The sequence below is a fragment of the Stenotrophomonas sp. TWI273 genome (assembly GCF_039674765.1).
Classification (GTDB): domain Bacteria; phylum Pseudomonadota; class Gammaproteobacteria; order Xanthomonadales; family Xanthomonadaceae; genus Stenotrophomonas.
On the sequence record NZ_JBDJOA010000008.1, the window covers coordinates 37,860 to 62,195 of the forward strand.

The 24,336-nt window shown below is 67.3% G+C and carries 23 protein-coding genes; 17 read left to right on the forward strand and 6 right to left on the reverse strand.

The annotated features are described in order from the left end of the window. Positions 1–34: 34 nt before the first annotated feature. Positions 35–562, reverse strand: coding sequence for a lactoylglutathione lyase (gene gloA, locus ABE571_RS12435; protein ID WP_313213024.1), 528 nt, complete (start codon positions 560–562; stop codon positions 35–37). A gap of 111 nt (positions 563–673) precedes the next feature. Here gloA and ABE571_RS12440 point away from each other — a divergent pair, with 111 nt between their 5' ends. Continuing rightward, positions 674–1,786 (forward strand): PLP-dependent cysteine synthase family protein, encoded by a 1,113-nt coding sequence (locus tag ABE571_RS12440; RefSeq protein ID WP_313213023.1) that lies wholly within the window; start codon positions 674–676, stop codon positions 1,784–1,786. Between the two features lie 118 nt (positions 1,787–1,904). Then, complete coding sequence (locus ABE571_RS12445; RefSeq protein WP_313213021.1) at positions 1,905–3,938, forward strand: M3 family metallopeptidase; 2,034 nt, start codon at positions 1,905–1,907, stop codon at positions 3,936–3,938. 127 nt (positions 3,939–4,065) lie between these two features. Here the strand turns inward: ABE571_RS12445 and ABE571_RS12450 are convergent, their stop codons facing one another. Both ABE571_RS12450 and ABE571_RS12455 read right to left on the reverse strand, forming a co-directional pair. Further along, a complete protein-coding gene (locus tag ABE571_RS12450) occupies positions 4,066–4,866 on the reverse strand; it encodes an SDR family oxidoreductase (RefSeq protein ID WP_346493788.1) in 801 nt (266 codons plus the stop codon). After that, a complete protein-coding gene (locus tag ABE571_RS12455) occupies positions 4,857–5,435 on the reverse strand; it encodes a DUF1415 domain-containing protein (RefSeq protein ID WP_123730129.1) in 579 nt (192 codons plus the stop codon). Before ABE571_RS12455 ends, ABE571_RS12450 begins: the two co-directional genes overlap by 10 nt. A gap of 210 nt (positions 5,436–5,645) precedes the next feature. Here ABE571_RS12455 and ABE571_RS12460 point away from each other — a divergent pair, with 210 nt between their 5' ends. The 3 genes from ABE571_RS12460 to ABE571_RS12470 all read left to right on the forward strand — a co-directional run bounded on the left by ABE571_RS12460 (position 5,646) and on the right by ABE571_RS12470 (position 9,440). Further along, the gene (locus ABE571_RS12460) at positions 5,646–7,109 is read left to right on the forward strand and encodes a benzaldehyde dehydrogenase (RefSeq protein ID WP_346493789.1); all 1,464 of its coding nucleotides are present in this window, start codon (positions 5,646–5,648) and stop codon (positions 7,107–7,109) included. Positions 7,110–7,123: 14 nt separating this feature from the next. Beyond that, entirely contained in the window at positions 7,124–8,251 is a 1,128-nt protein-coding gene (locus ABE571_RS12465) for an NAD(P)-dependent alcohol dehydrogenase (RefSeq protein WP_346493790.1), read from the forward strand. A gap of 88 nt (positions 8,252–8,339) precedes the next feature. Then, positions 8,340–9,440 carry a helix-turn-helix domain-containing protein gene (locus ABE571_RS12470; RefSeq protein WP_313212415.1) on the forward strand — a complete coding sequence of 367 codons (1,101 nt, stop codon included), beginning with the start codon at positions 8,340–8,342 and terminating at the stop codon, positions 9,438–9,440. A gap of 487 nt (positions 9,441–9,927) precedes the next feature. On the opposite strand, the gene ABE571_RS12475 is transcribed toward ABE571_RS12470, so the two are convergent. Beyond that, positions 9,928–10,410, reverse strand: coding sequence for a YajQ family cyclic di-GMP-binding protein (locus tag ABE571_RS12475; RefSeq protein WP_313212414.1), 483 nt, complete (start codon positions 10,408–10,410; stop codon positions 9,928–9,930). 78 nt (positions 10,411–10,488) lie between these two features. On the opposite strand from ABE571_RS12475, the gene ABE571_RS12480 reads away from it, so the two are divergent. From ABE571_RS12480 to ABE571_RS12490, 3 genes are all read left to right on the forward strand, one after another. Then, positions 10,489–11,385, forward strand: a complete 897-nt coding sequence (locus tag ABE571_RS12480; RefSeq protein WP_313212413.1) for a DMT family transporter — start codon at positions 10,489–10,491, stop codon at positions 11,383–11,385. Between the two features lie 142 nt (positions 11,386–11,527). Continuing rightward, on the forward strand, positions 11,528–12,535 hold the full coding sequence (locus ABE571_RS12485; RefSeq protein ID WP_346483305.1) for a methionine ABC transporter ATP-binding protein: 1,008 nt from the start codon (positions 11,528–11,530) through the stop codon (positions 12,533–12,535). Further along, positions 12,532–13,221 carry a methionine ABC transporter permease gene (locus ABE571_RS12490; protein ID WP_313212411.1) on the forward strand — a complete coding sequence of 230 codons (690 nt, stop codon included), beginning with the start codon at positions 12,532–12,534 and terminating at the stop codon, positions 13,219–13,221. The genes ABE571_RS12485 and ABE571_RS12490 overlap by 4 nt, the downstream gene beginning before the upstream one ends. 74 nt (positions 13,222–13,295) lie before the next feature. On the opposite strand, the gene ABE571_RS12495 is transcribed toward ABE571_RS12490, so the two are convergent. Continuing rightward, positions 13,296–13,907 carry a lipocalin family protein gene (locus ABE571_RS12495; protein WP_088433799.1) on the reverse strand — a complete coding sequence of 204 codons (612 nt, stop codon included), beginning with the start codon at positions 13,905–13,907 and terminating at the stop codon, positions 13,296–13,298. Positions 13,908–14,110: 203 nt separating this feature from the next. On the opposite strand from ABE571_RS12495, the gene ABE571_RS12500 reads away from it, so the two are divergent. Both ABE571_RS12500 and ABE571_RS12505 read left to right on the forward strand, forming a co-directional pair. Further along, positions 14,111–14,437, forward strand: coding sequence for a hypothetical protein (locus ABE571_RS12500; RefSeq protein ID WP_346483317.1), 327 nt, complete (start codon positions 14,111–14,113; stop codon positions 14,435–14,437). 34 nt (positions 14,438–14,471) lie between these two features. Continuing rightward, positions 14,472–16,568 carry a prolyl oligopeptidase family serine peptidase gene (locus tag ABE571_RS12505; protein ID WP_346493791.1) on the forward strand — a complete coding sequence of 699 codons (2,097 nt, stop codon included), beginning with the start codon at positions 14,472–14,474 and terminating at the stop codon, positions 16,566–16,568. A 166-nt stretch (positions 16,569–16,734) separates the two neighbouring features. Here ABE571_RS12505 and ABE571_RS12510 read toward each other — a convergent pair whose 3' ends face one another. Next, positions 16,735–17,931 (reverse strand): pyridoxal phosphate-dependent aminotransferase, encoded by a 1,197-nt coding sequence (locus ABE571_RS12510; protein WP_313212409.1) that lies wholly within the window; start codon positions 17,929–17,931, stop codon positions 16,735–16,737. A 111-nt stretch (positions 17,932–18,042) separates the two neighbouring features. Here ABE571_RS12510 and ABE571_RS12515 point away from each other — a divergent pair, with 111 nt between their 5' ends. The 7 genes from ABE571_RS12515 to hslV all read left to right on the forward strand — a co-directional run bounded on the left by ABE571_RS12515 (position 18,043) and on the right by hslV (position 24,198). Continuing rightward, positions 18,043–20,160 carry a S9 family peptidase gene (locus ABE571_RS12515; RefSeq protein WP_313212408.1) on the forward strand — a complete coding sequence of 706 codons (2,118 nt, stop codon included), beginning with the start codon at positions 18,043–18,045 and terminating at the stop codon, positions 20,158–20,160. A 122-nt stretch (positions 20,161–20,282) separates the two neighbouring features. After that, positions 20,283–20,720: a YbaN family protein gene (locus ABE571_RS12520; protein ID WP_346493792.1), complete on the forward strand. Its 438-nt coding sequence runs from the start codon at positions 20,283–20,285 to the stop codon at positions 20,718–20,720. A gap of 155 nt (positions 20,721–20,875) precedes the next feature. After that, positions 20,876–21,121 (forward strand): lipoprotein, encoded by a 246-nt coding sequence (locus tag ABE571_RS12525; protein ID WP_019183672.1) that lies wholly within the window; start codon positions 20,876–20,878, stop codon positions 21,119–21,121. Further along, complete coding sequence (gene dapF, locus ABE571_RS12530; RefSeq protein WP_313212405.1) at positions 21,114–21,968, forward strand: diaminopimelate epimerase; 855 nt, start codon at positions 21,114–21,116, stop codon at positions 21,966–21,968. The genes ABE571_RS12525 and dapF overlap by 8 nt, the downstream gene beginning before the upstream one ends. After that, positions 21,965–22,642 carry a DUF484 family protein gene (locus ABE571_RS12535; protein ID WP_313219557.1) on the forward strand — a complete coding sequence of 226 codons (678 nt, stop codon included), beginning with the start codon at positions 21,965–21,967 and terminating at the stop codon, positions 22,640–22,642. The genes dapF and ABE571_RS12535 overlap by 4 nt, the downstream gene beginning before the upstream one ends. A 22-nt stretch (positions 22,643–22,664) precedes the next feature. Then, positions 22,665–23,555 (forward strand): tyrosine recombinase XerC, encoded by an 891-nt coding sequence (gene xerC, locus ABE571_RS12540; protein WP_313219558.1) that lies wholly within the window; start codon positions 22,665–22,667, stop codon positions 23,553–23,555. 91 nt (positions 23,556–23,646) lie between these two features. Beyond that, positions 23,647–24,198: an ATP-dependent protease subunit HslV gene (gene hslV, locus ABE571_RS12545; protein WP_019183676.1), complete on the forward strand. Its 552-nt coding sequence runs from the start codon at positions 23,647–23,649 to the stop codon at positions 24,196–24,198. Positions 24,199–24,336: the final 138 nt, after the last annotated feature.

The following is a 24,336-nucleotide window of genomic DNA, read 5'->3' on the forward strand; positions in this document are numbered from 1 at the left end:
CGTGCCGTGCCGGCGCGTCGCGGAGCGGCGGGGATCAGGCGATCGGCGTGTTGGAGATGATCTCCACCCAGTAGCCATCCGGATCCTTGATGAAGGCCAGGTGCTTCATGCGGCCGTCTTCCAGGCGCTTCTGGTAGGGCACCTGCAGCGCATCGAAGCGCTTGCAGGCGGCCTGGATGTCCGGCACCGACACGCAGATATGGCCGAAGCCGCGCGGGTCGGTATTGCCGTTGTGATAGACCGGGCCGTCCTGGGCTTCGGTGCCGTGGTTGTGCGTCAGCTCCAGCACGCCCGGAATCCCGGCCATCCAGACGCGGCGGGCATCGTCACCTTCGGGAATCTGCGTGCCGGCCGGCAGCAGGGCCAGGAAGTACAGGCTGAAGTCGGCGTCGGGGAAGTGGCGCAGATCGATCAGCTGGAAGCCGAGCACGCGGGTGTAGAAATCCAGCGAAGCGGTGGCGTCCTTGACGCGCAGCATGGTGTGGTTGAACACGAAGCCGGTGGTGTCAGCGGGCACCTGGGCGGCGACACCCGGTTGGTTCTGGAAGGCGGCAAGGCTCATGGGGGATCCTGGGGCGGGGGCCGCATCGGCGCGGCGGACGGGCCATTTTAGCGGTCCCGGCTGGATGGGGTGGCGGGTAGAATGGGGTGTCTCCCTGCGCAGTGTTCATCCATGTCCCAGCGTGAATGGGTGGCCGCCGCCATCCGCAAGATCGAAGCCGACTTCAACCGATCGGCCGATACCCACCTGATTCCGATGGACCTGCCGGGGTTCGAGGGCATCGACCTGTATTTCAAGGACGAATCCAGCCATCCCACCGGCAGCCTGAAGCATCGTCTGGCCCGGTCGCTGTTCCTGTACGCGCTGACCAACGGCTGGCTGCGTGAAGGGCGCCCGGTGATCGAGGCGTCCAGCGGCTCCACGGCCGTATCCGAGGCGTATTTCGCCCGGCTGCTGGGCCTGCCGTTCATCGCCGTGATGCCGGCCACTACCTCCCCCGAGAAAATCGCGGCGATCGAGTTCCACGGCGGCCGCTGCCATCTGGTGGAACGCGCGTGCGACCTCAACTGCGATTCGGAAGCGCTGGCCCGCGAAACCGGCGGCCACTTCATGGATCAGTTCACCTACGCCGAGCGCGCCACCGACTGGCGTGCCAACAACAACATCGCCGAATCGATCTTCAAGCAGATGGCCGAGGAGCCGCACCCGGTGCCGGAGTGGATCGTGTGCAGCCCGGGCACCGGTGGCACCGCAGCCACGCTGGGCCGCTACGTGAGCTACCGCCGGCATGACACGCGCATCCTGTGTGCGGACCCGGAAGTGTCGGTGTTCTACGACGGCTACTGCGCGGCGCTGGCCGGGCAGCCTTGGCGCGAGCTGACCTGCAGCGGTGGCTCGCGCGTGGAAGGCATCGGCCGGCCGCGGGTGGAATCCAGCTTCATCCCGACCAGTGTCGATGCGATGGTCAAGGTGCCCGACGCGCTGAGCCTGGCCGCGATGCGCCACGTCAGCCGCCAGCTGGGCCGCCGCGTGGGCGGCTCCACCGGCACCAATTTCATCGGCGTGCTGCAGGCCGCGCAGCTGATGCGCGATGCCGGCCGCAGCGGCTCGATCGTGACCATCCTGTGCGACAGCGGCGAGCGCTACGCCCACAGCTATTACAACCCGGAGTGGTACCCGAAGCAGGGCATCGACGTGGAGGGCGCCGATGCCCAGCTTGCCGCGGCGGTGGCGGGGCAGGGGTTGCCGGTGCTGCCCTGCGTCTCGCTGGAAGCGCTGTACTGAGCGGGGCAGCAGGCGCGGCGTGAACCTCGCCCATCGGCGCACGCCGGGGCCTTGTGCGGGGCGGGGGGCAATGCCATATCGTGGGGTGATGCCGCTGCAGCGGCCCCGTTGTCTGGAGATGCCTGTGACCCCCACCAACCCCCTGCTCGATTTTTCCGGCCTGCCGCGTTTCGATGCGATCCAGCCTGAGCACATCGCCCCGGCGATCGATGCCCTGCTGGCCGAGGCCGAGGCGGCGGTAACGACCGCCGAGACCGTCACCCCGCTGACCTGGGCGACCTTCGCCGATCCGCTGGATGACGCCACCGAGCGCCTGTGGCGTGCGTGGGGGCAGGTGGGCCACCTGCAGGCTGTGGTGAATACCCCGGCACTGCGCGAGGCCTACAACGCCAACCTGCCCAAGGTGACGCGCTTTGGCAGCGCACTGGGCCAGAACCTGGCGCTTTACCAGCAGTACCGTGCCCTGGCCGCCGCGCCGGAAGCGGCGCAGTACGATCCGGCACGCCGCAAGGTGCTGGAGAACGCCTTGCGTGATTTCCGCCTGGGCGGTGCTGAACTCGATGACGCCGGCAAGGCGCGCTACCGCGCGATCCGCGAAGAACTGTCCGCGCTCTCGGCGACGTTCTCGCAGAATGTGCTCGATGCGACCGATGCCTGGTCGCTGCATGTGGAAGACCGCGCCGAACTGGCTGGCCTGCCGGACGATGTGATCGCCGCTGCCCGCACGGCCGCAGAGAAGGATGGCCTGAACGGCTGGAAGCTGACGCTGCAGATGCCGTGCTATATCCCGGTGCAGACCTACGCCGAGCATCGCCCGCTGCGTGAGGCGCTGTATCGCGCCAACGCGGTCCGCGCCTCCGAATTCGGCGATGCCGCGCTGGACAACAGCGACAACATCGATCGCGTGTTGGCCCTGCGTGCGGAGCTGGCGGCGCTGCTGGGCTTCGCCAACTACGCCGAGTATTCGATCGCCACCAAGATGGCCGAAGATGCGCCGCAGGTGCTGGGCTTCCTGCGCGATCTGGCCGCGCGTGCCAAACCGTATGCACAGCGCGACCGTGCCGAGCTGGAGGCCTTCGCGCGCGACGAACTGGGCCTGACCGCGCTGGACGCGTGGGACCTGGCCTTCGCGGCGGAGAAGCTGAAGCAGGCGCGCTACAGCTATTCCGAGCAGGACGTGAAGCAGTACTTCACCGAGCCGAAGGTGTTGGACGGCCTGTTCAGCGTGATCCGCAGCCTGTACGGGCTGGAGGTGCAGCCGGACAGCGCGCCGGTGTGGCACCCGGACGTGCGCTTCTTCCGGGTGGTCGATGCGCAGGGCGCGCTGGTGGGTCAGTTCTATCTGGACCTGTACGCGCGCGAAGGCAAGCGCGGTGGCGCGTGGATGGACGATTGCCGCAACCGCCGCGAGACCGCTGCCGGTGTGCAGACGCCGCTGGTGTACCTGGTCTGCAACTTCGGCAAGGGCGCCGCGGGGCAGCCGGCGACCTTCAGCCATAGCGATGTGACCACGCTGTTCCATGAAATGGGGCATGGCCTGCATCAGTTGCTGACCCGCATCGGCGAGCTTGGTGTGGCCGGCATCAACGGCGTGGAGTGGGACGCGGTGGAACTGCCAAGCCAGTTCATGGAGAACTTCTGCTGGGAATGGGAGCGCGTGCAGGCGATGACCGCACACGTAACCACAGGCGAGCCGCTGCCGCGTGCGCTGTTTGACCGCATGCTGGCGGCACGCAATTTCCAGAGCGGCATGTTCACCGTGCGCCAGCTGGAGTTCGCCCTGTTCGACATGCAGCTGCACAGCGATTTCGACCCGACCCAGGACAGCGTGCAGGCCCTGCTGGAGCGCGTGCGCGATGAGGTGGCGGTCAACCGGCCGCCGGCCTGGAATCGCTTCCCCAATCAGTTCAGCCACATTTTTGCCGGTGGCTATGCGGCGGGCTACTACAGCTACAAGTGGGCCGAAGTGCTCAGCGCCGATGCCTATGCCGCGTTCGAGGAAGCGCCGGACAAGGTGACCGAAACCGGTCAGCGGTTCCGCGATGAAGTGTTGTCGCGCGGCGGCAGCCGGAGTGCGGCAGAGAACTTCGCCGCGTTCCGTGGCCGCGCGCCGACCGTGGACGCCCTGCTGCGGCACAACGGGATGGTGTGACCCCGGTTACGGTAGTGCCGGCCGCTGGCCGGGTCTGCATCCTGCCGCCAGGGGCGGGGTGTCATGCAACGTGAGGCGCCGGCCAGCGGCCGGCACTACCCGGCAGCCTGATCGGACGGCACGTGGCTCATTCGGCGTAGATCATCTTGCGGGTCATGCCGCCGTCAACGATGTGGTCCTGGCCGGTGATGAAACCGGCCAGGTCCGAGAGCAGGAAAACCGCCAGCGCGCCGATGTCCGGCGGCTGGCCAACCCGGCCGACCGGATGCTGCGCCTGATCGCGGCGCGAGAGCTTGGGCGTGCGCCGGCGTGACGGTGCCTGCCAGGCATCGGTGGTGATCCAGCCGGGGCTGATGCTGTTGACCCGCACCGCCGGCCCTTCGCTCAACGCGAGTGCATGGGTGAAGGCGACCAGCCCGCCCTTGGCCGCGGCATAGGCTTCACTGTCCGGTTCGGACTGCCAGGCACGCGTCGAGGCGATGTTGAGGATGGCCCCGGCGTGTTCGCGCAGGGCGGGCAGGGCGTGTTTGCTGCACAGGAAGGCGCCATGCAGGCTGGAGAGGCGGCGTTGCCACTCGGCCAGCGGCATCTCCGCCAACGGCGTGCCATGGGCACTGGCGATGCCGGCATTGTTGACCAGGCCATCCATGCGGCCAAAGCGCTTCATCGTCGCCTTCATCAGCGCCTGCACACTGCGCTCGCTGGCCACATCCGCGCGCTGGAACGCCGCGCGCTCCGGCAGCGCCCATTCGGTCAAACAGGCCTTGCCGGCATCGGCATCCAGGTCGGCAATCATCACGCTGCCGCCGGCGCCGAGCACCGCCTGAGCGATGCCACGGCCCACCCCCTGCGCACCGCCGGTGATCACCACCACGCGATCGCGCAGCGGCTGTGCCGGCCAGTCGAGGATGGACGGTGTCAGTGGCACGGCGGCATGTCGTTGCGGCCCAGCAGGCGCGTCCAGCCTTCAATGCCGAGCTTGTCCAGCGTTTCGATGTTGCGCTCCACGATCACATCCGGATCCGGGAACGCGGCGACCGCCCGCTCGACGCTGTCTTCGCGCAGCAGGTGCAGGGTCGGGTAGGGCGCACGGTTGGTGTAGTTGCTCACGTCATCCGGCGCCGCGCCGGCGAACTGGTACTGCGGATGGAAGCTGGCCACCTGGAGGATGCCCTGCAGATCCAGTGCTTCGATCGCCGCATCGGCGTTGTCGAGGAAATCGTTGTAATCCAGGAAATCGGTCAGCACGTCCGGATGCACGATCAACGTGGTGTCGATCTGTTCGGCCGGCGTATCGCGCAGCAGGATCAGCTCTTCGGCCAGTTCCTCCACCAGCGCTTCCGGGGTGGTCGCATCGCTGAGCACGAACCGCACCTGATCCTTCACGTACACCGCTTTGGCGAACGGGCACAGGTTCAGGCCGATGACGATCTGCTCCAGCCATTTCCGGGTCTCGGCAATGGGGTCGTGGGTGGCAGTGAGGGAAGCATCGTTCATGGCGGGCGGTGTCGCTGGCTGGGCTGTTGATTGTACGGCGCGGCGGTGAAGCGGGCGGGTGATCGGCTCCACTGTCCATTAACTGGACACCGGCCATGCTGATAAACCCTTATCCGGCAATCACTTGCAGTGATCGGGCCAACGGCCAATAGGCAGTGGCCCATGGCAGGTATCCAATGGCCGGGTACACGACGCAAGGAGTTCTCAGAGATGGCAACACACGCATTCCTGCCGACGGCCACGTGGTCCGGCAAGCTGTTCGAGGGTCAGTGGAGCCCGGGTGCCGGCACCCAGGATGTGGTCGAACCGGCCACCGGCGAACGCCTGGGCGAGATCGCGATGGCCGACCCGGCGCAGATCTCGCGCGCCGCCGCCACCGCCGCCAAGGCGCAGCGCGACTGGGCCAGCGCCCCGTATGACACCCGCGCGCAGGTCCTGCGCCGTGCCGCGCAGCTGGCCGAAGAGCACAACGACGAGATCGTGCAGTGGCTGGTCCGCGAAAGTGGCTCCACCCAGCTCAAGGCCGGCTTTGAGGCCAAGGTGAACACCAAGGCGTTGCATGAAGCGGCGGCACTGCCCTCGCGCAGCATCGGTGAAGTGCTGCCGTCCGAACCGGGCCGTCTGAATCTGGCGCGCCGCCGACCGCTCGGCGTGGTCGGCGTGATCGCGCCGTTCAACTTCCCGCTGTATCTGGCCATGCGCGCAGTCGCCCCGGCACTGGCGCTGGGCAATGCGGTGGTGCTCAAGCCCGATCCGCGCACCGCCGTGTGCGGTGGCTTCGTGATCGCACGCCTGTTCGAACTGGCTGGGCTGCCGGCCGGCCTGCTGCACGTGCTGCCCGGTGATGGCGCGGCCGGTGCGGCGCTGACCAGCGACCCGAACATCGCGATGATCCAGTTCACCGGCTCCACCGGTGCCGGGCGCAAGGTCGGTGAAGCGGCGGGCAAACACCTGAAGAAGGTGTCGCTGGAACTGGGCGGCAAGAACTCGCTGATCGTGCTCGACGATGCGGACATGGAGCTGGCCATCGCCAACACGGCGTGGGGCGTCTACCTGCACCAGGGCCAGATCTGCATGGCCACCGGCCGCGTGCTGGTCCAGCGCAGCATCCATGCGCGCTTTCTGGAAAAGCTGGTGGCCAAGGCGAAATCGCTCAAGGTCGGCAATCCGGCCGACGGCGAGGTGGCGATCGGGCCGTTGATCAATGCCCAGCAGCGTGACCACGCCGCGCGCATCGTCGCCGAGGCACAAGCCGCGGGCGCGACCCTGGCGACCGGTGGTGGCTACCAGGATCTGTTCTTCGAGCCGACCGTGCTCAGCGATGTGAGCCGCGACAACCCGGCCTTCCACGAAGAGATCTTCGCACCGGTCGCGGTAGTGGTGCCGTTCGATACCGATGATGAGGCGGTGGAGCTGGCCAACGACAGCGAATACGGCCTGTCGATGGCGATCGTATCCAGCAACGTGGGCCGCGCGCTGAAGCTGGGCGAACGGCTGCGCACCGGCCTGCTGCACATCAACGACCAGACGGTGAACGATGAGGTGATCAATCCGTTCGGTGGCGTGGGCGCCTCCGGCAACGGCACCAGCATCGGTGGCCCGTCCAACATCGACGAGTTCACCCAGTGGCAGTGGATGACCGTCAAGGGCGAAGCGCCCGCGTACCCGATCTGATCCAGGAGACCCTCATGACCGCAACAGCAGAACTGCGCGACATCACCGTGGCCGTGGTGCGCGAAAAAGAACAGCCCTTCACCATCGAGAAGGCGCGCATCCGTGGCCCGCAGGACGATGAAGTGCTGGTCCGCGTGGTCGCCACCGGCCTGTGCCATACCGACCTGATCGTGCGTGACCAGTACTACCCCGTGCCGCTGCCGGCCGTGCTCGGCCATGAAGGCGCGGGCATCGTCGAAGCGCTCGGCCCGGGCGTGAAGGACCTCAAGGTCGGTGACCATGTCGTGTTGACCTACGGCGCCTGCGGCCACTGCAATCCCTGCAGCGGCGGCCACGGCGCCTACTGCAAGGACTTCTTCGGCCTGAACTTCGGTGGCGGTGCGCTGGACGGCTCCACCGCGATCCAGGATCCGGACGGCACCCCGCTGCACGATCACTTCTTCGCGCAGTCCTCGTTCGCCACCTACGCACTGAGCCGCGAAAACAACGCGATCAAGGTGCCCGACGATGCGCCGATCGAACTGCTCGGCCCGCTGGGCTGCGGCATCCAGACCGGTGCCGGTGCGGTGATCAACTCGCTCAAGGTGACCGCCGGCAGCAGCTTCGCCAGCTTCGGTGCCGGCGCGGTCGGGCTGAGCGCGGTGATGGCCGCACGCGTGGCCGGTGCGACCACCATCATCGCCATCGATGTGGTGCCGTCGCGGCTGGAACTGGCCAAGGAGCTGGGGGCCACGCACGTGATCAACAGCCGCGAGGTCGATGTGGTGGAAGCGGTGCGCGGGATCACCGGCGGCGGCGCGAACTTCGCACTGGAATCCACCGGTCGTCCCGAGGTGCTGGCGCAGGGAATCGAGGCCCTCGGCGGGTTGGGGATGATTGGCGTGGTCGGCGCGCCGAAGCTGGGCACCAAGGCCGAGTTCGACGTCAACAACCTGCTGCTCGGCGGACGCAGCATCCGCGGCATCGTCGAAGGCGACAGCGTGCCCAAGGTGTTCATTCCGCAGCTGGTGCAGCTGTATCAGCAGGGCCGCTTCCCGTTCGACAAGCTGGTCAAGTTCTACCCGCTGGACCAGATCAACCAGGCCGCCGAGGACAGCACTCGCGGTGTCACCCTCAAGCCGATCCTGACCATCGGCGGGTGAAACGGTCCGTCGCAGGCCTGCATGCCTGCGACGACGTACCAGTCAGCTTTGCGGGAGTAGGCTGTCGGTCCGAGGTGGAGATCGACCGATGGCCGCGATGGTTCTGGAACAGCAGCAGGTATTGGCCGCCGCCCGTCAGCGTTTCGCCGAGGGCGGCGCGCTGATGGACAGCGTGGTCAGCCCGCCGGTGCAGCGCTCCTGGGAGCGCTCGCGCCAGGCCGGCGTACAGCCGCGGCAGGAGCCGTACTACGCGCCCCTTGCCGCTGCGGCCACGCGCCTCGACGACCCTGCCGACCGCCGCCTCGCACGCTGTGTGCGCGAGGACATGGACCACCTCTGGGCCGCCTTCGGCGGCCGCCAGTGGACCCTGTTCTGCGTCAACGCCGAGGGCCTGGTCATCGCCCAGCGCGAACATGGCCTGGCCGACGTCCCGGTACTGCGTCCGATCCAGATCGGTCGCCGCCTGCGCGAAATCGACATCGGCACCACCGCACCGGCCTGCAGCCTGGCCGAAGACGCGCCCGCCCTGGTGCGCGGCAATGAGCACTATCTCGACCGCTTCGCCACCGTGTTCTGCCTGAGCGTGCCGCTGCATGGGCTGGATGGCGAAGTGCTGGGTGCACTGGACATCACCGGCACTGGCGAGCGCGATGCCGAGCTGTTGCACGGCTACTTCCGCCAGGCCGCGCTGTCGGCCGAGAACCGCCTCATGCAGGACCACCGCCCCTGCCACCTGCTGGCGGTGCAACACGACACCCGATGGCTGCACTCGCCCCTGCAGGGCCTGCTGGCCATCGAAGAAGACGGCCAGGTGCGTGCCGCCAACCGCGTCGCCCGCCGCCTGTTCGGACTGCCGCGTCGCGGCCACTTGCCCGTTCTCACCCTGGACGGCCTGTTCGCCGGCGCCAGTACCCACCAGCGCCGCCGCCTGCTGCAGAGCGGCCCCGCCCACCGCGTCCGCCTGGATGACGACACCGCCGTGCACGTGCAGTACCTGCGCGGACCCCTCGCACCGCATGCCAGCGTGAAGCTCGATGTGCCGCGCGCCAACGCTGCACCTGCATCGCTGCGCACACACACCACACAGCACGTACGCGACGCCGTGGCCGCGCATCAAGGCAATGTCAGCGCCGCCGCACGCCAGCTCGGTATCTCACGCACCACGCTGTACAAGCTGATTCGCGCGTAACGAGCAGCATCCGGCGGCATACGCCGCGCGCGGAAGGGCTTCTCTTCGATCCTTTGCAACGAGGTTGCCGGCCAGCGGCCGGCACTACCGAGGGGACGTCGCCTGATTGCCGGCCAGCGGCCGGCACTACCGAGGGGGCATCGCCTGATTGCCGGCCAGCGGCCGGCACTACCGAGGGGACATCGCCTGATTGCCGGCCAGCGGCCGGCACTAACGCTTTGCTCGCCCATCCGCCGAGGAAGCGTCGGGGCGGCGGGTAGGGCCGGGCCTTGCCTGGACCATGAGCGGCATGGATGCCGCGACATGAGCCCCCATGGATGGGTTCACGGCGGGTCCGGGCAAGGCCTGGCCCTACCCGCCGCAGCCCTCGCCAGTGAATCGCCAGCCTTTAGCGATGAGCTGCCAACGCCAAAGACAACGAAAGCCCATCAGCAACAAACAGCGGCGCCCTTCGCTGGCGCTGTTCGCTACAGCCCTTCGGCCAAGATCAATCGCGGAAATTATCGAACTGCAGCGGCACCTCGAACGTCTCCTTCCGCAACAGCGCCATCGCATCCTGCAGATCATCGCGCTTCTTGCCCGTCACCCGCAGCTTGTCGCCGTTGATCTGGCTGTCCACCTTCAACTTGGCCTCCTTGATCGTCGCCGCGATCTTCTTCGCCACCTTCTGCTCGATCCCCTGCTTCACGGTGATCTTCTGCCGTGCACCGGCCAGATTGGTTTCGATATCACCGAACTCCAGGCACGCCGCATCGATCTTCCGCGCCGTCAACCGCTGACGCAGGATGTCCGTCATCTGCTGCAGCTGGAAATCGCTCGGTGCGGACTGGCTGATCACGCTGTCTTCCAGCACGTACTTGGCGTCCACCCCCTTGAAATCGAAACGCGTGGACAGCTCGCGGTTGGCCTGGTCGACCGCGTTGGTCAGCTCGTGGGTGTCGACTTCGGAAACAACGTCAAAAGAGGGCATGGGCAAACTCCAGCGGGTGAATGTCCCCATTCTATCAAGCCACCATGGACGGGCCGGCCAAGCCGGCGATAATGGGCCATGAACACGCAGAAATCCCCCACCCGCGCCGTCGCCTGGATGCTGATGGCCGTCGCCTGCTTTTCGCTGATGGATGCCGGCATGAAGCAGCTGTCGGCCAGCTATCCCACCCTGCAGGTCACCTTCCTGCGCGGTGCGGCCTCGCTGCCGTTCGTACTGGTCTGGGTGCTGGCCACCGCCGGCCCGCGCTCGCTGGTGCCCAGTCGATGGGTCCTGCACCTGCTGCGCGGCGTGCTCGGCATGGTGATGATCGGCTGCTTCGTCTACGCCCTGCGCAGCCTGCCACTGTCCACCGCCTACACCATCTACTTCGTCGCCCCGCTGCTGATCGCCGCGCTCTCGGTGCCGCTGCTCGGCGAGCACGTGGGCCCGCGCCGCTGGATCGCCATCGGCATCGGCCTGGTCGGGGTACTGGTCGTGCTGCGCCCCGGGGTCGGCGGCATCATTTCCTTCCCGGGCCTGATGGTGCTGCTGGCCGCCACCGCCTATGCGCTGGCCGCGATCACGGTCAGCATGCTGACCCGCACCGACACCCCGCAGTCGATGGTGGTGTGGTTCCTGGTGATCATGGCTGTCGGCGCCGGCCTGCTGGCGATCCCGGACTGGCAGCCGCTGCAACTGGGCCATGCCGCGCTGATCGCCGGCATGGGCCTGGCCGGGGCAGGGGGGCAGGTCGCCCTGACCCGTGCTTTCCAGCTGGGGGAGGCCTCGATGATCGCGCCGCTGGAGTACACGGGGCTGGTCTGGGTGATCGGCTGGGACCTGCTGTTCTGGGGCGTGCTGCCCGACCAGGTGACCTGGCTGGGCGCGGCGATCATCGTCGCCTCGGGCCTGTACCTGCTGCACCGTGAGCGGGTGCGCCGGGTCCAGCCGCCCCGGCCGCTGGACCACCCCTGAGCCCGGCCGGCCCCCCCTGGCCGGCCGGATCACAGTCTCTTAGAACCAAACGGAATATCATTCCGCGCAACCGCACGGGCCAGGGCCGCCCCGCGCTGGTAGGCTGCACGCCCCCTCCCGTCGATGCCCGGTTGACCGCGAAGTGATCGAGTTCCAGCGCCTGCACAAATCCTATGCCGTCGGCGGCCGCGCGATTGCCGCGCTGCAGCCGCTGGACCTGACCATCGAGGCCGGCGAAGTGTTCGGCATCATCGGCCATTCCGGCGCGGGCAAATCGACCCTGATCCGGCTGATCAACCGGCTCGAGGAGCCGACCGGCGGCCGGCTGCTGATCAATGGCGAGGATGTCACCGCGCTCGATGCCGAAGGCCTGCGCGTGCTGCGCCGGAAGATCGGCATGATCTTCCAGCACTTCAACCTGCTCTCGTCGCGCACCGTGGCCGCCAACGTCGCCTTCCCGCTGGAGCTGGCCGGGACCCCGCGCGCGGAGATCGACGCGCGCGTGGACGAACTGCTGCATACCGTCGGCCTGGAAGCGCACGCCAACAAATACCCGGCGCAGCTGTCCGGCGGCCAGAAGCAGCGCGTGGGCATCGCCCGCGCCCTGGCGACCCGCCCGCAGATCCTGCTGTGCGATGAAGCCACCAGCGCGCTGGACCCGCAGACCACCGCTTCGGTGCTGAAGCTGCTGGGCAAGATCAACCGCGAGCTGGGCCTGACCATCGTGCTGATCACCCACGAGATGGACGTGATCCGCCGGGTCTGCGACCGCGTTGCCGTGCTCGATGCCGGCCACCTGGTCGAGACCGGTCCGGTCACCGAGGTATTCCTGCACCCGCAGCACCCGACCACGCGCCGCTTCGTGAGCGAATCGGAGCAGGTGGACGAGGGCGAGCTGCACAAGGATTTCGAGGCGGTCGCCGGGCGCATCGTGCGCCTGACCTTCCTCGGCGCCGACACCTACGAACCGCTGCTGGGGCGCATCGCCCGCGAGACCGGCGTGGACTACAACATCCTGTCCGGCCGTATCGACCGGATCAAGGACACCCCGTATGGCCAGTTGACCGTGTCGCTGGTCGGCGGCGACGTGCAGGCCGCGCAGGCGGGGTTCGTTGCCGCCGGTGTCCACCTTGAGGAGCTGCGCCGATGATCCTGGCCACCGCAGGCGGGTTCTTCCGCCATCTCGACGCCGGCAAATGGGCCGATATCGGCCAGGCCACGCTGGATACCCTGCTGATGCTCGGCGGCTCACTGCCGCTGACGCTGCTGATCGGCCTGCCGCTGGGCGTGCTGCTGTTCCTGACCGGCTCGCCGCAGCTGCACCGCAAGCCGGTGCTGTATGGCGCGCTCGCGCTGCTGGTGAACCTGCTGCGCTCGGTGCCCTTCATCATCCTGATGATCGTGCTGATCCCGCTCACGCTGTGGATGATGGGTACCTCGCTGGGCGTGCGCGGTGCGATCGTGCCGCTGGTGATCGGTGCGGCGCCGTTCTATGCGCGCCTGGTCGAAACCGCGCTGCGCGAAGTGGACCGTGGCGTGATCGAAGCGACCCAGGCGATGGGCGCCACCACCTGGCAGCTGGTCACCCGGGTGCTGCTGCCCGAAGCGCGGCCGGGCCTGATTGCCGGCGGCACGGTCACCGTGATCGCGCTGATCGGCTTCACCGCGATGGGCGGCGCGATCGGCTCGGGCGGCCTGGGCGACCTGGCCTTCCGCGATGGCTACCAGCGCTCGCACACCGACGTGGCCCTGGTCACCGTAGTGCTGCTGCTGGTGCTGGTGCAGATCCTGCAGATGATCGGCGACCGCCTGGTCTCGCACTACAGCCGGAAATAACCGGTAGGTACCGACCGTTGGTCGGTACGCCCAAAATGACCGGTAGGTACCGACCGTTGGTCGGTACGCCACGCTTACCGGACGTTCGGCACTTCAAAGCCCAGCCGGTCCACCTGCTCGGGGTGCTGCGGCACGCGCTTGAGCTTGTCGGTATTGACCCCGTAATCGTCACGCAGGCGGGTGGCGAGCTCCTTGTAGAGCTCTTTGTCCATGTCCGGCTGGCGCGCGAAGATCCAGGCCATCTCGCGGCCCGGGTAGCCCAGCATCGCCCATGAATAATCCGGCGCGACTTCCAGCACACGGGTGTGGGTCGGCACGATCTTGTAGAACCAGGTGCGCCAGTTGTGGTTGCCGCTCTTCTCGTCCACCGAGGCGCGGACGGTCAGTTCCTGCTGCGGCTCGGAGAAGCCATCGCGGTAGCGGTAGGTGATGGACACTTTCTGGTCGCCGCGCAGGCGGAACTGATTGACGCTGGCGACATGGCCACGCTCGATCGGGTTCGGCACGCGGCCGATCACATACCAGGTGCCCATGAACCGCTGCAGGTCGATCGGCGCATTGGCGCTGTCGACCGCGACCGGGGTCGGCGCGGGTTCCGGTTTGGTCTCATGGCGGAACGCACAGGCTGACAGCAATGCCAGCGAGGAGACCAACAGGACAGCGCGAAGCGGGCGGTTCGAAGACATGCGGCAGGTGGCTCCAGTGGCTGGCAGGGGCATGGTGGGTGGGACAGCGGAGAACGTCAATGGCGGCGCAGCGGTTGCGTGACCGATTCATGCAACCGCTCGCCGGACATCCCTTCTGTCGCCTCCCCGTACAAGGTCGCAGCCCTTGAGATGGCGGCGCGGCAAGGTGACGCATCACTTTCGCACGGAGCTGTGTCATGACCCTGTCGTCTTCCCCGCGTTCGTCCGACCGTCCCGATCCCCGCGTGCTGCGTTGCGTCAGGCAGGCCGTCCTTGCCGGGGTGGCCCTGGTCCTGGTCTGGCCCGCCGCGCGGGGGCATAGCGAGTGGATCGGCTGGCTGCCGATGTGGCTGATCGGCATGCCGCTGATGGCCTGGTGGAGCCTGCTTCGCTTCCGCCTGCCGCTGGCCGGCCTGCTCAACCGCACCGCCCGCCGCCGCCGCGGGCCGCAGGCCCGGCGCCGGCGGCGCCCGTTGGAGCGTCCGGCGCGACCTGACCTTCGACACGTGAGCCGCGGCCAGCCGGTGTGATAGCGTCCCAAGGCTATGAACGCCTGGAGCTGCAATGTCACGATTCGCTTCCGCCTGCCTGGTGGCAGGTCTGATCTCCGCCGGTGCGGCGGGAACCGCCATGGCCGCTGACGCCCCCGCGGACCCGTACGCCTGGCTTGAAGACGTCACCGGCGACAAGCCGCTGGCGTGGGTCAAGGAACAGAACGCCAAGTCCGAAGGCCATCTGGCTGCGACGCCGGCGTTCAAGCAGATGGAGACCAGCATCCGCGAGGTGCTCGATTCCGATGCCAAGATTCCCGGCGTGCAGAAAATCGGTGACTACTACTACAACTTCTGGAAGGACAAGCAGCACGAGCGCGGCCTGTGGCGCCGCACCACGCTGGCCGAGTACCGCAAGGCCTCGCCGCAGTGGGAAACCGTGCTGGATCTGGATGCACTGAACAAGGCCGAGGGCGAGAACTGGGTGTGGCACGGCGCTGACTGCCTGCGCCCGGATTACTCGCGCTGCCTGATCGCGCTGTCGCGCGGCGGCGCCGATGCCGATGTCACCCGCGAGTTCGACCTGGCCAACAAGACCTGGATCAAGGACGGCTTCTTCCGCCCCGAATCCAAGGGTGGCCTGAACTGGATCGACCGCGACACGGTGTTCGTCTACACCGATTTCGGCACCGGCACGATGACCACCTCCGGGTATCCGCGCGTGGCCAAGCTGTGGAAGCGCGGCACCCCGATGGCCTCGGCTTCGATGGTGTACGAGGGCAAGCCCGATGACATGTACATCGCGGCCATGCACGACGATACCCCCGGTTACGAGCGCAACCTGGTCAGCCGCACGCTGGCCTTCTACAACAACGAAATCTTCCTGCGCGCCGATGATGGCACGCTGACCAAGATCGATGCGCCGAACTCGGCCGAGAAGGGCCTGCGCAAACAGTGGCTGACCCTGGAGCTGCGTGAGCCGTGGACCGTGGGCGGCAAGACCTACGCCGCCGGTTCGCTGCTGGCCACCAAGCTGGACGATTACCTCGCCGGCAAGCGTGATTTCGACGTGCTGTTCGCGCCGACCGACACCACCTCGCTGGCCGGCACCAGCTGGACGAAGAACCACCTGGTCCTGAACGTGCTGGACGACGTCAAAAGCCGCCTGAGCGTGCTGACGCCGGGCGACGGCGGCTGGAAGACGACGGCCTTCACCGGCGCGCCGTCGTTCGGCACCGTGGCCGTCAGTGCGGTCGATGCCGATGACAGCGATGCGGTGTGGATGACCGTCACCGATTACCTGACCCCGACCACCCTGGCCATTGCCGAGATCGGCAAGCAGCCTGAGGTGCTCAAGACCATGCCGACGTTCTTCAACGCCGATGGCAAGGTGATCGAGCAGCACTTCGCCACCAGCAAGGATGGCACCCGGGTGCCGTACTTCGTGGTGCACCGCAAAGACATGAAGCTGGATGGCTCCAACCCGACCCTGCTGTACGGCTACGGTGGCTTCGAGATCTCGCTGACCCCGTCGTACTCGGGCGGCATGGGCCGCGCGTGGCTGGAGAAGGGCGGTGTATACGTGGTCGCCAACATCCGTGGCGGTGGCGAGTACGGCCCGCGCTGGCACCAGGCGGCGCTGAAGCAGAACCGCCACAAGGCCTATGAAGACATGGCCGCGGTCGCCCGCGACCTGGTGAGCCGCAAGATCACCTCGGCCAGGCACCTGGGCGTGCAGGGCGGCAGCAACGGTGGTCTGCTTACCGGCAACATGCTCACCCAGTACCCGGAGCTGTTCGGGGCGGTGGTGGTGCAGGTGCCGCTGCTGGACATGAAGCGTTACAGCCACCTGTTGGCCGGCGCGTCGTGGATGGCCGAATACGGCAATCCGGATACGGCCGATTGGGAATTCATCAAGACCTTCTCGCCGTACCACCTGTTCGACGCCAGCAAGACCTACCCGCCGGTGCTGTTCACCACCTCCACCCGCGATGACCGTGTGCATCCGGCCCATGCCCGCAAGATGGCGGCCAAGATGATCGACGCCGGCAAGGACGTGACCTACTACGAGAACATCGAAGGCGGTCACGGCGGCGCGGCGAACAACGCGCAGGCCGCGCATATGTCGGCGTTGGCCTACAGCTTCCTGTGGGAGCAGCTCTCCAAGTAAGCTCGGGGTGCTCGACGGCCAGGGGCGGTCGAGCAGCCGGCAGGGAGTGAGCCTGCCGCGGACGTTGTAGCCCCCTGGCGTAGACTCCGGGTGGTGGGGCGTCAGGTTGGCTCCACCCCATTTTGAGCGCCACGCAGCGATGCGTGGCGTTTTTTTTATGGGCGGCTCAGCGCACCCATGTCTCCAGCCCACGCGCGATCCGGCGCACCGCGTCTTCCAGGCGCGGCACGTCCTGCGTGTAGGCCAGGCGCACATGCTCGTTCGCACGGTGGTGCCCGAAGTCCAGGCCCGGCGTGAACGCCACATGCTCGGTCTCCAGGAAATGCGCACAGAACGCCTGGGCATCATCGGTGAACGCACTCACGTCGGCGTACAGATAGAACGCGCCTTCCGGTTCCACTTCGATGCGGAAACCGAGCGCGCGCAGCGCCGGCAGCAGGTAATCGCGACGCTCGCGGAACGCCGCACGACGCTGCTCGAAGATCGCGATCGATTCCGGCTCGAAACAGGCCAGCGCCGCATGCTGGGCGATGCTCGAGGCGCTGATGTACAGATTCTGTGCGAGCTTTTCCAGCTCACGCACCGCCTGCGGGGGCGCCACCAGCCAGCCCAGGCGCCAGCCGGTCATCCCGTAGTACTTCGAGAAGCTGTTGAGCACGAAGGCTTCGTCATCCACCTGCAGCACGCTGGCCGCGTCCATGCCGTAGGTAAGGCCGTGGTAGATCTCATCCACCACCAGGTGCCCGCCGCGCGCCTTCAACGACTGCGACAGCGCTGCCAGCTGCGCCGCGGAGAGCACGGTGCCGGTCGGGTTGGCCGGGGAGGCGACCAGCGCACCAACACTGTCGGCGTTCCACTGCTGTGCCACCAGGTCCGGCGTCAGCTGGTAGGCCGTCTCCGGGCCGACCGGCACCAGCTGCGCGGCGCCTTCCACCAGCCGCAGGAAGTGCCGGTTGCACGGATAGCCCGGATCGGCCAGCAACCAATGCTTGCCCGGGTCCACCAGCAGGCTGCTGGCCAGCAACAAGGCACCTGAGCCGCCCGGGGTCACCAGGATGCGCTCCGGATCGATCTGCACCTGGTAGCGATCCTGGTAGAAGCCTGCAATCGCCTCGCGCAGCGCGGGCAGGCCGCGGGCCGCGGTGTAGCGCGTGTGGCCGGCCGCCAGCGCGGCCTGGCCGGCGCGCACGATCGGAGCGGCGGTGGTGAAGTCCGGCTCGCCGATCTCCAGGTGGATCACATCGTGGCCAGCCTGCTCCAGCGCCTGCGCGCGGGCCAGCAGCGACATCACGTGGAAGGGTTCGATGTCCTGGCTGCGGCGGCTGTAGCCGGTGCCGGTCGGGGGCGTGCGGGAAGTATCCATGGCCTGATGATAGGCGCAGTGACCAACGACAGGCTTGCTGCTGGCCCACCCGCCAGCACAGACTGCACGGACACGGACGCCATTGCATTCCCCCGCCAGGAGCCTTATCTCGTGAAACCCGCCCTTTGTTTACTGGTTGCCAGCCTCATGACCTCCAACGTGCACGCCGCCCCCGCGCTGACCCCGCCCGACGCCGAGAAGCACCCGCACACGGTGAAGGCTCCCTTTGGCGCGACCCGCAGCGACGATTACTACTGGCTGCGCGACGACAAGCGCGAAGACACGAAGATGCTGGCCTACCTGAATGCGGAGAACGCCTACACCGACCAGGTGGTGGCTCCGCTCAAGCCGCTGGAAGACACCCTGTACAAGGAGATCGTCGCCCGCATCAAGCAGGACGATGCCAGCGTGCCCTCGCGTGACCGCGGCTACTGGTATTACACCCGCTTCGAAACCGGCAAGGACTACCCGATCCAGGCGCGCCGCAAGGGCAGCATGGAGGCGCCGGAAGAAATCCTGCTCGACATCAACACGATGGCCGAGGGCAAGGGCTACTTCAACGTGGGCGATGCCGATGTCAGCCAGGACAACCACCTGCTGGCCTGGGCCGAAGACGACGTCGGCCGCCGCCAGTACGTGATCCGCTTCAAGGACCTGCGCACCGGTGAGGTGCTGCCGGATCGCATCGAGAACGTCTCGCCCAATGTGGTCTGGGCCGATGACAACCGCACCCTGTTCTATGTCGAGAATGATCCGGAAACCCTGCTCACCGTGCGCGTCAAGAAGCACGTGCTGGGCACCCCGGCCAGCAGCGACGTGCTCGTGTATGAAGAGAAGGACGACAGCTTCTACATGGGCGTGGGCCGCACCCGCGATGATCGTTTCCTGACCATCGAGCTGCACAGCACGGTGAGCTCGGAAACGCGCTACGCCCCGGCTGCCGACCCGCAGGCGTTCAAGGTACTGGCGCCGCGTGCGCGCGATGTGGAATACGACGCCGACCACTTCAATGGCCGTTGGGTGATCCGCACCAACGCGGCGGACGCGAAGAACTTCAAGATCGTCACCGCGCCCAGCGATGCCACCGCGCGCAGCCAATGGAAAGACTGGGTCGCGCACGATGACGCCGTGCTGATCGAAGGCTTCGAACTCTTCGACGGCTTCACCGCGATCGCCGAGCGCTCCAATGGCCTGGAACGCGTGCGCCTGCTGTTCCCGGATGGCCGCCAGGATTACGTCAAGGCGGATGAGCCCGCCTACTCGATGGGGTTGGCCGCCAACAGCGAGCACGACACCCCGTGGCTGCGTTACGCCTACACCTCGCTGACCACGCCGACCACCACCTACGAGCTCAATACCGTCACCGGTGAACGCCGCCAGCTCAAGCAGCAGCCGGTGATCGGCTATGACCCGTCGCAGTACACCACCGAGCGCGTGTGGGTGACGGCCCGCGATGGCGTCAAGGTGCCGGTGTCGCTGGTCTACCGCAACGGTTTCAAGAAGGACGGCACCGGCGCGCTGTACCAGTACGCCTACGGCAGCTACGGCATGTCGATGGATCCGGGCTTCAACCAGACCGTGGTCAGCCTGCTCGATCGCGGCGTGGTGTATGCCATCGCCCACATCCGCGGCGGCCAGGAAATGGGCCGTGCGTGGTATGAGGACGGCAAGCTGCTCAAGAAGCAGAACACGTTCAACGATTTCGTCGATGTCACCCGCGAGCTGGTCCGCCAGGGCTATGCCGCCAAGGATCGCGTCGCCGCCTCCGGTGGCAGCGCCGGTGGTCTGCTGATGGGCGCGGTGGCCAACCAGGCGCCGCAGGACTATCGCGTGATGGTCGCCCAGGTGCCGTTCGTCGATGTGGTCACCACCATGCTCGACGCCAGCATCCCGCTGACCACCAACGAGTATGACGAGTGGGGCAACCCGGAGCAGCGCGAGTATTACGACTACATGCTCACGTACTCGCCCTACGACAACGTCAGCAGGCAGGCGTACCCGGCCCTGTTCGTCGGCACCGGCCTGTGGGATTCGCAGGTGCAGTACTGGGAGCCGGCCAAGTGGGTGGCCAAGCTGCGCGATGACAACACCGGCCACTTCCCGATCGTGTTCCGTACCAACATGGAAGCCGGCCACGGCGGCAAATCCGGCCGCTTCCAGCGTTACCACGAGCTGGCCGAGTCGTATGCGTTCGTGCTCGACCAGCTCGGCGTGACCACTTCCCGGTAATGCCGGCCGGCGGCCGGTCACCTCGGTTGGCCGGCGATTTCCGTTGACCGACGACCTCGTGTCGTCGGCCAATGCAGTGAGGCCGCCATGCGGCGGCCCGTCCGGGTCGCTATGCTGGCACCATGTCCCGGCCCGAACGCCCTGTGGTTTCCGAAGCGCCGGCTGTCCGGCGACGGGTGCGTTTTCGCTGGGCGTGGTGGCTGCTGGCCTATGTCAGCCTGGGCACCGGCATCGTGGGCATTTTCGTGCCGGGCCTGCCCACCACCGTGTTCATCCTGATCTCGGCCTGGGCCGCCTCGCGCGGGTCCGAGCGCCTGCACAACCGCCTGCTGGCGCACCCGCAGTTCGGCCCGGCGATCCGCAACTGGCAGGCGCATGGCGCGGTCAGCCGCCGCGGCAAATGGATGGCGACCCTGACCATGGCGGTGTGCGCGGGCATCATGTTGTGGTGCGTGCCGGTCGCCTGGGTGAAATGGCTCTCCATCGGCAGCATGGCCTGCGTGGCGCTGTGGCTGTGGACCCGGCCGCTGCCGCCTGGGGATGCACACCGACCCCGGTAGTGCCGGCCGCTGGCCGGCACCCATGAGCCGTCAGGATGTGCGGGGAGCCGGCCAGCGGCCGGCACTACCAGGGTGCCTCCACGGGTGTGATGTCCGCGCTGCCCGTTCATCCAGCCGGCACCCAAGCGCCCAAACACCGCGGCTATACTCGGAGGATGAAGACATCCCCCCGTACCCTCATCTCCCTGACGCTGGCCGCCTCGGCGCTGCTGGTGCTGTCGGCCTGTGGCAACAAGGGCCCGCTGGTCCTGCCGCAGAAGCCGGTCCCGGTCGAAGAACAGCTGGTTGAACCGGCCGCCGACGACGCCACGCCGCCGGCCGCCGATGCCGATACCGATTCCCCGGTGGTTCCCGATCCCGTTGAAGCGCCGGCGCTGAAGGCCAATGACGGGAATGAGTAAGTCGAACACCTCCGCGGCGCTGCGCTTCACCAAGATGCATGGCGCCGGCAATGATTTCGTGGTGTTGGACCTGCGCGATGGCAGCGCACCGCCGGATGCTGCGCTGGCCGCGCGGCTGGCCGATCGCCACACCGGCGTGGGGTGCGACCAGATCCTGACCATCGAGCCGCCCAAGGCGGAAGGCTCGGTCGCCTCGTATCGGATCTGGAATGCCGATGGCAGCCGTTCCGAGCAATGTGGCAACGGTGCGCGCTGCGTGGCGGCCTGGCTGGTGCGTGATGGCGCGGCTACCGGCAGCACCTTCGCGATCGATAGCCCGGTCACCACCCATGCAGTCGAACGCCTGGGCGAAGACCAGTACGCGGTGGCCATGGGCGTGCCGCGTTTCGAGCCGGAGAACGTGCCGCTGATCGGCTTCGCCCGCGCCCGCGAGGAATACCTGCTGCCGCTGCAGGGCGACACGGTGCGCTTCGGCGCGGTCTCGATGGGCAACCCGCATGCCGTGATCGAAGTGGGCCTGGTCGATGCCGCCCCGGTCGAGCGCCTGGGCCCGTTGCTGCAGCAGCACGCCTCGTTCCCGAAATCGGTCAACGTCGGTTTCGTGCAGGTGCTCGGCCCGCAGCATGCGCGCCTGCGCGTGTATGAGCGCGGCGCCGGCGAAACCCTGGCCTGCGGCAGTGGCGCCTGCGCCGCGGCCGTAGTGATGATGCAGCGCGGTCGCCTGCAGCGCGATGCCACGATGTCGCTGCCCGGCGGCGACCTGCGCATCCGCTGGCCGGCCGACGATGCACAGATCGTGATGTCTGGACCCGCAGCCTTCGTCTTTGATGGAGAGTGGAACGCATGAGCGAGACCGCCGAGAAAATCGGGTCGCACGAAGTAGCCGCCTGGCTGCGTCGGCATCCGACCTTCCTGAAGCAGTTCCCGGATCTGGCCCTGACCCTGGTGGTGCCGCGCGATGACGGCCCCACCGCGTCACTGGCCAGCTACCAGCTGGAGGTGCTGCGCGACAAGAACCGTGAGCTGTCGCGACGGCTGGCCGATCTGGCCGCCAACGCGCAGATCAACGAGCGCTTGGCCGTGCGCACGCACCAGCTGACCCTGGCACTGATGAAACAGGACTCGGCGGCGGACACCCTGCGGGCGATGGCTGCCTCGCTGGAAGAGGATTTCGCCGGGGATCTGGTCCGGCTGATCGTGCTGCATCCGGTTTCCGGGCTGGAACAGGCGCCGTGGCTGCAGGTGATCGAGGAGAGCAGCCCGCTGCTGGGTGTGTTCCGCGATTGCCTCAAGGACGGCGAACCGATCTGCGGCCGCCTGCAGCCGGAAAAGAGCACCGTGCTGTACGCCGGGCGCGCCGAGGAAGTGCAGTCCAGCGCGCTGCTGCCGCTGCCGGGTGTCGGCCTGATCGCGGTCGGCAGCCACGACGGCAATCGGTTCTACCCGGGCATGGGCACGCTGTTCCTGCGCATGATGGGCGAATCGCTGGTTGTAGCGCTGCAGCGCTTCGCCTCGCCCTGACGTTCCTTCGAGGGGAGTCGCCGTGAGTACCGCGCAGGACTTCCTGTCGCACCTGCAGGTGGAGCGCCGCATGTCGGCGCACACGCTGGATGCCTACCGTCGCGACCTGGACGCACTCGCGGCGTGGGCTGAGGGGCAGGGTGCGGTGATCGACACGCTCGACAGTGCGCAGCTGCGCCAGTTCATTGCTGCCGAACACCGCCGTGGGCTGTCACCGACGTCGCTGCAGCGCCGACTCTCTGCCTGCCGCAGTTTTTATGCCTGGTTGCTCAAGCACCATCGCATCGAGGCCAATCCCGCGACCGGCCTGAAAGCACCCAAGGCACCACGCAAACTGCCGCAGGTGCTCGACGCCGATGAAGCCGTGCAGCTGGTGGAACTGCCCACCGATGCACCGCTCGGCCTGCGCGATCGCGCGCTGCTGGAGCTGTTCTATTCCTCCGGGCTGCGCCTGAGCGAACTGTGCGCGCTGATCTGGCGCGACCTGGATTTCGACACCGGGCTGGTCAACGTACTGGGCAAGGGCAACCGCGAGCGCCGCGTGCCGTTCGGTTCGCATGCACGCACCGCGCTGCAGGGCTGGCGCGCCGACAGCGGCGGCGCGGCAACCGCACCGGTATTTCCCGGGCGCAAGGGCGGGCCCATCACCCAGCGCGCCGTGCAGATCCGCATCCGCCAGCTCGCCCAGCGCCAGGGCCTGTTCAAGCACGTGCACCCGCATATGCTGCGGCACAGCTTCGCCAGCCACATCCTGGAGTCCTCCGGTGATCTGCGCGGTGTGCAGGAGCTGCTTGGGCATGCCGATATCGCCACCACACAGATCTATACCCATCTGGATTTCCAGCATCTGGCCAAGGTCTACGACGCTGCGCACCCGCGTGCCAAGCGGCGCAAGAGCGGCAACGAAAGCTGAATCGATCCGCTGCGGCATCCGGGCGCAGGGCGGGGCGGGTTGAAGCGTCGGGCAGAGACCCCACCTCAGTCTTTGTCACCCCGGAGGCTCCATGGACCCCAGTCAGAACCCCAACGTATTTCATGCCACCACCATCATCTCGGTGCGGCGCAACGGGCATGTCGCCGTCGCCGGCGATGGCCAGGTCACCCTTGGCCACACGGTGATGAAGGGCAACGCCCGCAAGGTGCGCCGTCTGGGCCGGGAGGGCCAGGTGCTGGCCGGTTTCGCCGGCGCTGCCGCCGATGCCTTCACCCTGTTCGAGCTGTTCGAGGCCAAGCTGGAAAAGCACGGTCAGCTGCAGCGTGCTGCAGTGGAACTGGCCAAGGATTGGCGCACCGAGCGCCGCCTGGGCAAGCTCGAAGCGCTGCTCGCCGTCGCCGACAAGGACACCTCGCTGATCATCAGCGGCACCGGTGATGTGATCGAGCCGGAAGACGGCATCATCGCGATCGGTTCCGGTGGCTCCTATGCCCTGTCTGCCGCCCGCGCGCTGATGGCACATACCGAACTGGATGCCCGCACGATCGCCACCGAGTCGATCAACATCGCCGGTGACATCTGCATCTACACCAATCGCAACGTGGTGGTCGAAGAGCTTTGACCCGGAGGGTCAACGCTCGGTAGCGCCACGCCATGCGTGGCTGCGGTATCCGGTCAGCCACGCATGGCGTGGCTCTACATCAGCGTTACGTCGCTGCCAGGCAGGCCGGTGATACGTCATTCCACCCCATATCCTCGT

Bases quoted from the DNA above. Each gene is read 5' to 3' on its own strand.
- gloA (WP_313213024.1), bottom strand. From the start codon at position 562: ATGAGCCTTGCCGCCTTCCAGAACCAACCGGGTGTCGCCGCCCAGGTG.
- ABE571_RS12440 (WP_313213023.1), top strand. From the start codon at position 674: ATGTCCCAGCGTGAATGGGTGGCCGCCGCCATCCGCAAGATCGAAGCC.
- ABE571_RS12445 (WP_313213021.1), top strand. From the start codon at position 1,905: ATGCCTGTGACCCCCACCAACCCCCTGCTCGATTTTTCCGGCCTGCCG.
- ABE571_RS12455 (WP_123730129.1), bottom strand. From the start codon at position 5,435: ATGAACGATGCTTCCCTCACTGCCACCCACGACCCCATTGCCGAGACC.
- ABE571_RS12460 (WP_346493789.1), top strand. From the start codon at position 5,646: ATGGCAACACACGCATTCCTGCCGACGGCCACGTGGTCCGGCAAGCTG.
- ABE571_RS12465 (WP_346493790.1), top strand. From the start codon at position 7,124: ATGACCGCAACAGCAGAACTGCGCGACATCACCGTGGCCGTGGTGCGC.
- ABE571_RS12470 (WP_313212415.1), top strand. From the start codon at position 8,340: ATGGCCGCGATGGTTCTGGAACAGCAGCAGGTATTGGCCGCCGCCCGT.
- ABE571_RS12475 (WP_313212414.1), bottom strand. From the start codon at position 10,410: ATGCCCTCTTTTGACGTTGTTTCCGAAGTCGACACCCACGAGCTGACC.
- ABE571_RS12480 (WP_313212413.1), top strand. From the start codon at position 10,489: ATGAACACGCAGAAATCCCCCACCCGCGCCGTCGCCTGGATGCTGATG.
- ABE571_RS12490 (WP_313212411.1), top strand. From the start codon at position 12,532: ATGATCCTGGCCACCGCAGGCGGGTTCTTCCGCCATCTCGACGCCGGC.
- ABE571_RS12495 (WP_088433799.1), bottom strand. From the start codon at position 13,907: ATGTCTTCGAACCGCCCGCTTCGCGCTGTCCTGTTGGTCTCCTCGCTG.
- ABE571_RS12505 (WP_346493791.1), top strand. From the start codon at position 14,472: ATGTCACGATTCGCTTCCGCCTGCCTGGTGGCAGGTCTGATCTCCGCC.
- ABE571_RS12510 (WP_313212409.1), bottom strand. From the start codon at position 17,931: ATGGATACTTCCCGCACGCCCCCGACCGGCACCGGCTACAGCCGCCGC.
- ABE571_RS12520 (WP_346493792.1), top strand. From the start codon at position 20,283: ATGTCCCGGCCCGAACGCCCTGTGGTTTCCGAAGCGCCGGCTGTCCGG.
- ABE571_RS12525 (WP_019183672.1), top strand. From the start codon at position 20,876: ATGAAGACATCCCCCCGTACCCTCATCTCCCTGACGCTGGCCGCCTCG.
- dapF (WP_313212405.1), top strand. From the start codon at position 21,114: ATGAGTAAGTCGAACACCTCCGCGGCGCTGCGCTTCACCAAGATGCAT.
- ABE571_RS12535 (WP_313219557.1), top strand. From the start codon at position 21,965: ATGAGCGAGACCGCCGAGAAAATCGGGTCGCACGAAGTAGCCGCCTGG.
- hslV (WP_019183676.1), top strand. From the start codon at position 23,647: ATGGACCCCAGTCAGAACCCCAACGTATTTCATGCCACCACCATCATC.